The sequence below is a fragment of the Mycobacterium sp. E3251 genome (genome assembly GCF_001666835.1).
Taxonomy (GTDB): Bacteria; Actinomycetota; Actinomycetes; order Mycobacteriales; family Mycobacteriaceae; genus Mycobacterium.
Window position 1 is genome coordinate 91,251 of the sequence record NZ_LZJF01000197.1, and the last position, 11,142, is coordinate 102,392.

Sequence of the window (11,142 nt, forward strand, 5' to 3'; positions counted from 1 at the left end):
GACGTCAACGGCTCGTCGCTGGACGACGACGTGCTGGTGAAACAGCTATTGATCGCAATTCGGTTATGGCTGAATGGAGTTCACGCCGGGTGGCCAGGTCGCTGCTGGTCGAGGTGAGTGCTGTATTCATCCCTGATGGATTCCATTGCGTTGAGGCGGCGTGTCAACAGCGCGATCTCGGCCTCGTCATCGGAGTCGGCGGCGTCGAGCTGGCTCAGCCGCACCTGCGTGCGGCCGATCTCCTCGACGAGACGTTCTCGTGCCTCGTCCTTGGTCAGCAGGTCCTGGTCGGTCCAGTCGGATAGCGGCAGCTGTTCGACCGGCTCGACGCCGTCGGCGGTCATGCAGATCGTGGAAAGTTGTACAGCTTGCGCGTGTTGAGCTCCACCATCTGGTGCACCTCGTCGTCGGGAACATCCTTGAACGCCTGGGCTGCGCGCTCCCGGCTCTGCGGCCAGAATGAGTCCGAATGCGGGTAGTCGCACTCCCAGGTGATGTTGTCCATTCCGATCTTGTGCCGCGACTCCACGCCGAAGTCATCTTCGATGAAGCAGCCGTGGAAGTGGCGCCGGAACAAATCGCTGGGCAGCACCTCTTGGTTGATGTTCTGGTAGTGGCGGTGTTTGCGCCACACGCTGTCGCAGCGTTCAAGGATATAGGGGATCCAGCCGATGCCGCCCTCGGATAGCCCGACCTTGAGCTTCGGATGCTTGTGCAGCGCATGGGAGAACAGCCAGTCCGTCAACGCGCCCATGCTGATGGTCCCCATCAGCACGATGAAGACCGCAAACGGCGCGTCCGAAGCGATCGGCGGGGGGAAGCCGCCGGAACCGAAGTGCTGCGCCAGCACTAAGTCGGTCTCCTCGAACGCCGACCACAGTGGGTCCCAGTGATCGCTGTGCAGCGACGGCAGCCCGAGCCGATCCGGCAGGTCGGGGAAACTGACGCACTTGGCGCCCTTGGCGGCCATCCGGTGGAGTTCCTTGATGCTCGCGTCGAGGTCCCAGAACGGCAGGATCGCGACGGGCACGAACCGGTCCGGCGCGGTCGCCGCCCACTCGTCGATGTGAAAGTCGTTCCAGGCCTGGGAGCACAGCAGCGCGAGATCTTTGTCCTCACCCTCTGCGAAGACCGCGCCCGCGAACCGCGGGAAGGACGGAAAACAGGTCATCGCCTGCACGCCATCGATGTCCATGTCAGCCACCCGCGCCTTGGGGTCGTAGCAGCCCGGAATCATGTCGTCGTAGCGGACCGGTTCGATGCCGTATTCCTCCGGCTTTTTGCCCGCCACAGCGTTGAGTCCGATGTAGGGGTAGATGCGACCTTCGTACTCCCACACCTGACACATCTGGCCGGTGTCGGGCCGCTCCCACTCGATGATCTTGGGTCCCGCTCCCAGGTATTTCTGGGGCAGGCGGTCGCTCCAGACCTTGGGATGCTCGATCAAGTGGTCGTCTACGGAGATCAGCTGCATCCAGGGCTGCAGGGGCATCGGTGCTTCCTTGTGGTTCGAGGGACGTGCAAAACAGAAAAACATTTAGTTATTTCTGAGGTAGTGTAGTAGCTCGCCGGACGATGCGGCAAGCGGGTCTGGCCAGCATGTTCCCTTTGTGTGCCCGGGTCGACCCGCTGACGTCGTTGGGTGCGCTGAGTCGGCAGTGGAGTCGGCCGTGGCACCGCTGCCACAGGACTGTAATCGGAGGTTAGTCGTGAACTTCGACCTCGAGGGCAAACGGGCCCTCGTCACTGGCAGCAGTTCGGGAATCGGCGCGGGCATCGCTACGGCGCTCGCCGCCGAGGGGGTATCCGTGGTCATCCATGGCCGCAACGCAGATCGAGTAAACCTGGTTGCCAACGAGATTCGACAAAGTGGCGCGCGAGTCGCCGCCGCGGTAGGCGACTTGGCTAGCGAGGATGGCGCCGCGGACGTTGCGAGAATGGCAGTCGCTGCCTTCGGCGGGATAGACATCCTCGTCAACAACGCCGGCGGAGCGTCGGAGACGGGAGTGCAGTCGTGGTTCGATCTGCCCGTGTCGGAGTGGGGGGCCACCTATCGGCGCAACGTGCTTTCGGCGGGCTATCTGGTTCACGCGCTGGCGCCGGCGATGAAGGAGAAGGGCTGGGGCAGGATCATCCAGATCGCCTCCGCTGCGGGAATCATCCCGACGTCGGGCCAGCCGGATTATGGACCGTCCAAGGCGGCGATGATCAACATGTCCATGGGCCTATCAAAGGCGTTGGCCGGCAGCGGTGTAACGGTCAACACGGTGATGCCGGGCATGATCATGACCAGCGGGCTCCGTGACTTTTTACGCATCTTCGCCGAGCGCCGCGGCTGGGGTGACGATCTGGACCGCGCCGCGGAATATGTGCTGAAAGGTACTGGGCAGACCGTCCATCGAATCGGCCAAGTCAGTGACGTCGCCTATGCCGTCACGATGCTCGCCAGCCCGAAAGCCGAGTTCTTCAACGGGATGAACCTTCACATCGACGGCGGAGCGACGGGATCGATCTATTGACTCTCAAATTCACCCTCGAATATCCGAGTGACGTTCCGACTGCAGGCCCCGAGTTCCGTGACCCGACGGTCATGCGCGTGATCGCCAGTCAGGCCGAAGCGCTCGGCTTCGATGCGATAGCGCTGGCCGACCATCCGGCACCGTCGGCGAAGTGGCGACGGGCCGGCGGCCATAACACCTTCGAGCCCGCCGTCGCTTTGGCCTTTTTCGCGGCAGCCACCACCACGATCCGGTTGATGACGCACCTGTATGTGTTGCCATTTCGGAATCCGTACCTGGTCGCGAAAACTCTTACGTCGTTGGACATCGTGTCCGGTGGGCGGTTGATCGCCGGCGTGGGAGCCGGTTATCTCCGTTCCGAGTTCGCTGCTCTGGGAGTCGACTTCGACGCCCGAGTCGGGCTCTTCGACGAATCGCTGACTGCGCTGCGACGAATCTGGACCCACCCCGAAGAGCCGGTCTCCGGATCGAATTTTGCCGCCACCGGGGAAATGAACCTCGACGTGCCGATCCAAAAGCCCCATCCACCGCTGTGGATCGGCGGCAACAGCGTCGCGACCCTGCGACGCGTCGTTGAGCACGGCAGCGGCTGGAGTGCGGTGGTCGCCCCGGCATCCATGGCGTCGTCGGTCCGGACCACCGCTATCGTCGGGGCGGAGGACTTTTCACGAGCGGTCGACAGACTGCGAGAGATGCTCGCGGCATCCGGCCGCGACCTGAACAGCGTTCAAATCCAGGTCGCCGCTCCCTCGGTCGATTTCGACGATGCCGCTGCGGTATCCGGACTCGACGAATACGTTTCCGCCATGACCCGCGCAGGGGCGACGCACATCCTCGCCCACGCCGACGCCTCCTCGGCAACGGTGGCCGAAACCTACCTCACCCGCTTCGCTGAGCATTTCGGCATGGCTGCGTAGGCGGGCGCGCTCCCGCCGTCACAGAATCTTTGCTTCGACGGCCAGTCGGTCCCAGTGGTCGTCGGGCCGGCCGAACAGCACCTCATCGGTGCAGGCCCGGCGGACAAACAGGTGTGCGGAGTCCTCCCATGTGAAGCCGATGCCGCCGTGGATCTGCACGTTGGCGTTCGCCATTCTGCGCAGGGCTTCCGAACACACCGCTTTTGCCATGCTCGCACGCCAGCCCAGCTCGCCCGGCATGTCGCCGTCCGCGGCCTGCAACGCCGCCTGAGAAGCCGAGCGCGCCCACTCGAGGTCGATGAGCATGTCCGCGCACTTGTGTTTGATTGCCTGGAAGCTGCCGATCGGCCGATTGAATTGCACACGTGTGCGGGCGTATTCGGTCGAGATCTGGAGCACGCGCTCGCAGGCACCGACCTGCTCGGCGCTCAGCACCGCCATGGCGAGGTCGACCGCGCGCCCTACGACATCATCGACGGGATCGCTGCAGGACAGTCGCACCGCCGGTGAGCCGGTGAAGGCTAGCGTCGCCATCGGACGGGTGCCGTCGAGCACGCGCTCGCGCTCGGCGCTGACGCCGCAGGCGGTGGCGTCGACGACGAACAACGCAGGTTGCCCGTCGGCGATCGCGGCGACCACCAAATCATCTGCGGCATGGCCGTTCAGCACGTGCCGCGCCACCCCGGTGACGCTCCAGCCGTTGGCGGTGGGCTCGGCGTTGAGAGTGACGGCGCCACGCCGCCACAGCCCGCCGTCGCCGGTGAGCACCGCTGCAGCGGTGCGGTTACCCTCAACCAGCTCCGCCAGTCGATCTTCTGAGTTCGGATCTTGTGCTCGCAGTTCAATCAACAGTCCGGTGGCGAGTACCGCCGACGCGAGGAACGGCACGGGCGCCAGCGCCCGGCCCAACTCGTGGGCGACCACTCCCAAAGCCTTCGCGCCGAAGCCGGCACCGCCGAGGTGATCCGGCAGCGCGATCGCGGTCACGCCCACCTGATTGCAGAGCACCTTCCACAATTCGGTGTCGATGCCGCGCTCGTTGGTTTCACCGTCGTATGCCACCGCGCGTACTCGGTCTTCGGGTGCCAGTCGCTCACAGGCGGAGCGAACGGAATACGCGAGCTGTTGACGTTCGTCGACGTCCAACTCCGTCATCGACTTCCTCCTGCGATCTGTTGGGCTAGCTCGGATTTCGCGATCTTGCCCAGTCCTGTGAGCGGAAACTCGTCGACGATGACCAGGCGCTCGGGCCACTTCTGTTTCATCAGGCCGCGTTGGTCCAGAAAGGCGCACAGCTGGTCGAGGGTGAGGTCGGGTTGGCCGGGCGAGCGTCGGACGACCGCGCAGACCGCTTCCCCGCGCAGTTCATCGGGCTGGCCCACCACCGCGACCGCGTCGATGAGCGGGTGCGCAAGCAGTTCGTTTTCAATCTCGTCGGGGGAGATGTTCTCACCCTTACGGATAATCAGGTCTTTGATTCGGCCGGTGATCACGACACGTCCGTCGGGGCGCAGGTGGCCCCGGTCGCCGGTGCGGAACCAGCCGTCCGGTGTCACCGCACGTGACCACTGCTCGGCATCGATATAGCCCGGTGTCACATTGGCGCCGCGCAACTCGATCTCACCGGTCCCGCCGATCCGAATGTCGGCCCCGGGAATCGGCCGACCGGAGGTATTGGACTGCTGCTCCTCGGTATCGGTGGCCTCGCTGACGCAAATCATCGGCGCCTCGGTCATGCCGTAGGCGTGCAGGATCGGTACCCCCATGTGCCGCCGCACCTTTCGGTGCAGCTCGGGCGGGCAGGGCGCGCCGCCGCCGATCAACATCCGCAGCGACGGAATCAGAGGCTCGTCGCTGCCGGATGCGAGCTGCTCCGACAGCAGCATCTGATAGAAGGCGGTGCTGGAACCGGACACCGTGACCCGGTGGGCCGCCAGGATGCCAGGGAGCTGGGCGGCATCGACCTTGGGCAGCATGAGCGCCGAGAACGCCCCGATCAAACCGGCTGCGACATAGAGGATTCCGCCGACATGGGCTATCGGAAACGCGATCGTCCCGATTTCGTTTTCGTGCTCGCCAAGGCCGAGGTGCGCTGCAAAGCCACGTGCCGACGCCAACAGTGTGGTGTCCGTGTGCGTGACGCCCTTGGGGCGGCCGGTCGAGCCGGAGGTGAAGTAGATCCACCTGGCGTCGTCGGCTGAGCGCGTGCCGACGAGCATGGGGTCCAGACCTTCGGGCATGTCGCGCAGCACATTGAGGAAGTCGTCGGGCAACCTGACGACGGGAACGTCGGGCGGGGCGTTGGCTGCGGTCGTTCCGTCGACGACCAAGATGTCGGCATTCGCGACATCGTGGGCGGCGCGTACCTCGCGCTGCCGATACAGGTGGAGGACGGGCGCCTGCGTCACCTGGGTTCGAGCCAGCGCGAGCATCAGGACCGCCGCGTAGGTGTACGACGGTAATTGCCACGCCACCGTCATCTCGGGTCGGACACCCGCCCGTGCGAGCCAGCGGGTGCCCGCCGCGGAGAGCGACGCCACATCCGCGACAGTGAGCGTCGCTCCCGATTCCTCCCGCAGCAACGGCTGGTTTGGTCGGGCACTCGCACATTCGTCGAGCAGCCCCGCGATGGTGTCACCCGTCACTGCCCGGCCTTTTGCCGATTCGCTCCTCGCGCGCGATCGTCCGCAGGTGCGCTCATCTCGACAGGATGGCGACCGCGGCGGTGCCCGGGGATCCGTAGAGCTGAGCCAGCGCGACGCGCGGATCGTTGGGCACCTGGCGCTCGCCGGCGGTTCCCCGCAACTGATGGACCAGTTCGTATACCTGCCGGAGCCCGGAGGCGCCCACCGGTTCTCCGTTGGCCAGCAGACCGCCGTCGGTGTTGATCGGCAAGCGGCCACCGATCTCTGTGGCACCGTCGTACATCAGCGCCTCTTGCTCGCCGTCCTTGCAGAGCCCGGTTTCGGCCATGTGAATGATCTCGGAGCCCGAGTCGGTGTCCTGCAGCTGCGCGACGTCGATGTCCTCCGGGCCGATGCCGGCCTGTTCGTAGGCGGCCTTCGCCGCTTCCGCGGTGGTGCCCGGCACGACAGGAAGTTCGATCGAGGTGCGCAGCAGTTCGTAGGCGCCTTCGCGACGACTGCGAAGCGCCGTGGAACGTAGATAAATGGGAGTGTCGGTGTAGCGCTTGGCAACGTCGGCACGGCAAACCACGACGGCCGCTGCGCCCTCGTTGGGATTGCAGTACATGTATTGGCGCAGCGGAGCGTTGACGACCGGCGAGGCCAGTATCGCTTCCGGGCTCATGGCTTTCCGCCGCCACGCATGCGGCGCAATCGCGCCGTTCGCCAAATTCTTGGCAGAGACGCGTGCCAGGGTCTGTTCGCTGATGCCGTGGTCATGCATGTAACGCATGATCTTTGTGCTGAAGTAGTGGGTGGTCAGGAACATGCCTTGGTCGCCGTACCACTGCGGCAGTCCGGCGACGGCGGGATCGGCTCCGAAGGCGCCGCGCGGATGTTTGTCGAGACCGACACCGACGGCGATCTCGGCTTCGCCGAGTTGGACGTCACGCGCGGCCAGGGTGAGCAGAGAGTTGCCCGTGGCACAGCCGCTCAGGGTCGCGCGCGCAGGCAACCCGGTCATTCCGACCAGTCCGGTGACCGCCTCGGGATTGGCGACTTCGAGGCTGCCGGCGTACAGGCTGCCGACATCCGACCACTCCACACCCGCATCGCGAAGCGCATGTCCGATCGCGACAGCACCCATCTCCAGCGCGGATCGGTCCTCGTAACGCCCGAATGGATGGAGCCCAACGCCGATGATCGCGATGTCTGGCGTGCTGCTCATGGTGCTCCTTCGGCGGGTGGCTGGTTGGACTCCGGCAGACACTAAGTCTATAACTATATATCGGATTCAAGGAGGGTAGGGTATTGAGCGTTGCACTGCTGCTGGAGATGGCCGTCTCCAGCGATCCCGACCGCCTTGCCGTGGTCGACCGTGGCATACGGCTCACCACGTCGGAGTTGAACCAGCTTGCCAGTGGGGGCGCCGGCGTGATCTGCGCTTCCGGTGTTCAGCACGTGGCCTATGTCGGCACCGGCGGGGTCCTGCTGCCGTTGCTGATCTTCTCGTCCGCGCGGGCCGCAATTCCGTTCACACCATTGAACTACCGTCTGAGTGCGGAGGGTTTGCAACAGTTGATCGAGCGCCTGCCTGCGCCGCTGGTCGTCGCGGACCCCGAGTACGTGGAACTGGTAGCAGGCAAGGGCAAGCGCGTGATGACGTCCGAGGAGTTCACGGAAGCCGCTCGTGCCGGCGAACCGGTCGAGGAGTTCGCCGAACCCGATGATGTGGCCATCGTGTTGTTCACGTCAGGGACGACTTCTCTGCCGAAGGCAGTGGAGCTGACGCACAATAATCTGACCGGTTACGTCACGGGGACAGTCGAATTCGGGTCCGCCGACGCCGACGATGCGGCGCTGGTGTGCGTGCCGCCCTATCACGTCGCAGGCGTTGGTGCGGCGCTCTCGAATCTCTATGCAGGCCGACGGATCGTCTACCTGTGCAAGTTCGGTCCGCGGGAGTGGGCGCAATTGGTCCGCGACGAGCGCGTGACCACAGCGACGGTGGTGCCCACGATGCTCGACCGCATCATCACCGCGTTGGAGGCCAGCCCCACTGATCTCCCAACGCTGCGCACTCTGGCGTACGGCGGCTCGAAAGTGGCTCTACCCTTGGTCCGCAGGACGATTGAACAGCTGCCTCACGTGGGCCTCGTCAACGCGTACGGGCTCACCGAAACGAGCTCTACCATCGCTGTTCTCACCCCGGAGGACCACCGCACGGCGCACGGCGCAACCGAGGAGTCCGTGGCGCGACGGCTGGGCTCGGTCGGCAGGCCGGTGCCAGGGATTGAGGTCCAGATCCGTGACGAGAACGGCGTGGTGCTCCCGCCCGGGCAGATGGGTGAGCTGTTCGTGCGGGGGCCCCAGGTATCAGGCCGATACACCGGAATCGGTTCGGTGCTCGACGCCGACGGCTGGTTTCCCACCAGGGACACCGCGATGCTCGATGAGGACGGCTACCTGTTCATCGGTGGCCGAGCCGACGACACGATCATTCGCGGTGGCGAGAACATCGCCCCTGCGGAGGTGGAGGACGTGCTTGTCGAGCATCCCGACGTCCACGAGGTGGTCGTGGTCGGTGTCGACGACCCGCAGTGGGGGCAGATCATAGTCGCGATCGTGGTACCCGAGCCGGGCGCCGAGCCGGAGGTCGAAGAACTGCGCGAGTTCGTTCGCAAAACACTTCGGGGCTCACGCACCCCTGACCGCATAGTGTTCCGCGATCACTTGCCGACAACCGTGACGGGCAAGGTGCTCCGCCGCGCAATCGTTGAAACTCTGCAAACTACGGCCGGACTGCATTAGCGAGCAACGAAAGTCAAGGAGTTGAACATGATCAAGAACGGGGCGCGGCTGCAGAGCCAGGTATGTGATACGCAGGTCATCGTCGTGCGGTCCGCCGACAGTTTGGATGACTTGCGGTGCGGGGGAGAGCCGATGGTGCCCCTCGAGGCCGAGAAGTCACCCCACGCCGACCTGGACCCGGCTTTCGCCGGTGGCAGCACGATGGGCAAGCGCTACGTCGACAACGCCGGCGCCGAAGTACTGGTGACCAAGTCTGGACTTGGAGCACTGAGTGTCGGCAACACCCCGCTGGCGCTCAAAGAGGCAAAACCGCTGCCCGCCAGCGACTGATCAATCGCGCCGTGCGGACTAACTCTCCCAGCAAGCAAATTTGGCCGCGCCGAGTGTGAACGTACTGCGAAGACTTGTCCGAATTTCGCAGTAGTTCACACTCGGCGTCAGCGAACGACACTGCCCGATGGGTCAAGCGCTCGCGGTCTCCAACACCGGCGGCTTGACGGCATCGGGATCGGGATTGGCAATCGGCAGGCCCATGAACCGACGGGCGTTGTCTCCCATGAAGTCATACGTGCGTCGCCGGTCCATGCCCTCGGCGTACTTGAAGTAGCCGCGCGGCGTCTCCAGGCCCTCGGGGTGTGGCCAGTCCGAGCCGAACAACACCTTGTCCCAACCCACCGTCTGGACCACGTCTGCAACCGAGCCCTCCCAGAACGGGCTGACCCAGATATTGCGGCGGAACACGTCGTGCGGGTGTTCTGGGAAGTTCTGCGGCATCTTGCCATACGTGGACTGCAAATCATCGAAAAGTGGCTTGATCCAAGAACTTCCGTTCTCGACGCTGGCGATGCGCAGCTTCGGGAAGCGGGACAGCGTGCCGTGGCAGATCAAGCTGGTCAGCATGTCGGCGATCTCGCGGTGGCCGAGCGCGGTCCACTTGAACGCCGACATCTCGAAGGCGTTGCTGGTGTCGGCAGGCTCCCACTTCTCGATGTACTCCTGCAAGGGCGGCTGGCTCGCATGCAGAACGATAGGAAGGCCTGCGGACTCGACATCACGCCAGAACGGGTCGAACTCCGGCAGCGCGGGGGAGCGCCAACCCTTGTAACCCTTGACCGGTGCAGGCTTGATCAGAGCGACCTTGGCGCCGTTGTCGAGGATGAACTCGAGTTCGCGGCGCCCTTCGTCGACGAGGCCGAGGTTGATGACCGGCGTGGAGTAGATGCGGTCGGCGTGGGTGAAGCCCCAGTGTTCGAGCATCCACTGGTTCAAGGCGTGGATGATGGCCGCGGTCAACTCGGGATCCTCGGCCGAGGAATGCTCGACCAGGTTGGCCAGCGTGGGGTAATTCAGGCACGCGTCGACGCCTTGGCGGTCGAGTTCTTCGATCCGGTCCTCCGGGTTGCGCGCTGCGGGCGGACAGTCGATGCCTCGCCCCGACATTTCCCGCATTGTCAAGCCCTCTGGGTTCTGGCCGGAGTAGAACTTCTCGTGCGCGCCGGGAGCGGCGACCCGCTCAAACGTGGGGTTGGGCATGTAGTCCGTGATCTTGTTCAGGATCGCAATCCGGGCGTGCTTGCCGATCTGGACGAACTGCACCTTCGACTTGTACTGCTCCGGCAGGTACTTGAGCAGTGCGTCGGGCGTCTCATACATGTGCTGGTCGGCATCGAAGATCGGTGCATCGGTGAACTGCGTCATCGGGCCGCGCCTCCATTCTCGTTGGGCTCGTATCCGAGCTTTCCGCAACTTGACGAAAGTGTCAAGTTTCTACCCAGAACGATGAGTATTGTCTTTTCAAGCGCATTAATTAGTATCCGACGCAACTGTCATGTAAGTTGCGAACATGACCGTCTCCGAAGGTGCCCGCGCCGTGGACCTGCTCGACATGAGTCGTGGCGAACGCACACGCTTGGCGATCCTCGACGCCAGCAGGCGGTTGTTCCTGGAGCGTGGCTTCCGGGGCACGCCGATCAACGCGATCACCGAAGCGTGCGGGATCTCACGCGCGGGTTTCTACACGTACTTCAAGGACAAGCGCGAGATATTCAATGTGCTCGGCAAGACCGCGTATCACGATGTGCTCGCGGTGATCGCCGACTGTGCCGCGGCGATGCAGTCACCGGATCCTGATGCCGTGCGCCGTTGGGTCGGTGAGTATTTCGACTACATGGACCGCCACGGCGCGTTCGTCACTGCCGCGGCACACACGGCTCCCGACGATGAGGAGTTCCGCCGCTCGCGTAACCACATGATGACGCGGGCAGCGTGGAA

The 11,142-nt window shown here is 64.3% G+C and carries 11 protein-coding genes; 5 read left to right on the plus strand and 6 right to left on the minus strand.

Going from position 1 to position 11,142, the window contains the following annotated elements; all coding sequences use genetic code 11:
• Window positions 1-80: 80 nt before the first annotated feature.
• Together A5697_RS25510 and A5697_RS25515 are read right to left on the minus strand one after the other, a co-directional pair.
• Window positions 81-344 (minus strand): hypothetical protein, encoded by a 264-nt coding sequence (locus tag A5697_RS25510; protein ID WP_068012526.1) that lies wholly within the window; start codon window positions 342-344, stop codon window positions 81-83.
• Window positions 341-1,492 carry an amidohydrolase family protein gene (locus tag A5697_RS25515; RefSeq protein WP_156673449.1) on the minus strand — a complete coding sequence of 384 codons (1,152 nt, stop codon included), beginning with the start codon at window positions 1,490-1,492 and terminating at the stop codon, window positions 341-343. Before A5697_RS25515 ends, A5697_RS25510 begins: the two co-directional genes overlap by 4 nt.
• A gap of 217 nt (window positions 1,493-1,709) precedes the next feature.
• On the opposite strand from A5697_RS25515, the gene A5697_RS25520 reads away from it, so the two are divergent.
• Both A5697_RS25520 and A5697_RS25525 read left to right on the plus strand, forming a co-directional pair.
• Entirely contained in the window at window positions 1,710-2,519 is an 810-nt protein-coding gene (locus tag A5697_RS25520; protein WP_068012530.1) for an SDR family NAD(P)-dependent oxidoreductase, read from the plus strand.
• A gap of 77 nt (window positions 2,520-2,596) precedes the next feature.
• Window positions 2,597-3,436, plus strand: coding sequence for a TIGR03619 family F420-dependent LLM class oxidoreductase (locus A5697_RS25525; protein WP_231972184.1), 840 nt, complete (start codon window positions 2,597-2,599; stop codon window positions 3,434-3,436).
• An 18-nt stretch (window positions 3,437-3,454) separates the two neighbouring features.
• Here the strand turns inward: A5697_RS25525 and A5697_RS25530 are convergent, their stop codons facing one another.
• From A5697_RS25530 to A5697_RS25540, 3 genes are read right to left on the minus strand one after another with little or no spacing between them, the layout of a single operon-like run.
• Entirely contained in the window at window positions 3,455-4,591 is a 1,137-nt protein-coding gene (locus A5697_RS25530) for an acyl-CoA dehydrogenase family protein (protein WP_068012533.1), read from the minus strand.
• A complete protein-coding gene (locus A5697_RS25535; RefSeq protein WP_068012534.1) occupies window positions 4,588-6,081 on the minus strand; it encodes a class I adenylate-forming enzyme family protein in 1,494 nt (497 codons plus the stop codon). The genes A5697_RS25530 and A5697_RS25535 overlap by 4 nt, the downstream gene beginning before the upstream one ends.
• 52 nt (window positions 6,082-6,133) lie before the next feature.
• Window positions 6,134-7,288, minus strand: coding sequence for a thiolase family protein (locus tag A5697_RS25540; RefSeq protein WP_068012536.1), 1,155 nt, complete (start codon window positions 7,286-7,288; stop codon window positions 6,134-6,136).
• A 107-nt stretch (window positions 7,289-7,395) separates the two neighbouring features.
• Here A5697_RS25540 and A5697_RS25545 point away from each other — a divergent pair, with 107 nt between their 5' ends.
• Both A5697_RS25545 and A5697_RS25550 read left to right on the plus strand, forming a co-directional pair.
• Window positions 7,396-8,871, plus strand: coding sequence for a class I adenylate-forming enzyme family protein (locus A5697_RS25545; protein WP_068012560.1), 1,476 nt, complete (start codon window positions 7,396-7,398; stop codon window positions 8,869-8,871).
• 27 nt (window positions 8,872-8,898) lie between these two features.
• Window positions 8,899-9,201, plus strand: coding sequence for a hypothetical protein (locus A5697_RS25550; RefSeq protein ID WP_068012538.1), 303 nt, complete (start codon window positions 8,899-8,901; stop codon window positions 9,199-9,201).
• 132 nt (window positions 9,202-9,333) lie between these two features.
• Here the strand turns inward: A5697_RS25550 and A5697_RS25555 are convergent, their stop codons facing one another.
• Window positions 9,334-10,569, minus strand: a complete 1,236-nt coding sequence (locus A5697_RS25555) for an amidohydrolase family protein (protein ID WP_068012540.1) — start codon at window positions 10,567-10,569, stop codon at window positions 9,334-9,336.
• 145 nt (window positions 10,570-10,714) lie between these two features.
• On the opposite strand from A5697_RS25555, the gene A5697_RS25560 reads away from it, so the two are divergent.
• A partial coding sequence (locus tag A5697_RS25560) for a TetR/AcrR family transcriptional regulator (RefSeq protein ID WP_068012541.1) occupies window positions 10,715-11,142 on the plus strand: 428 nt, incomplete at its 3' end.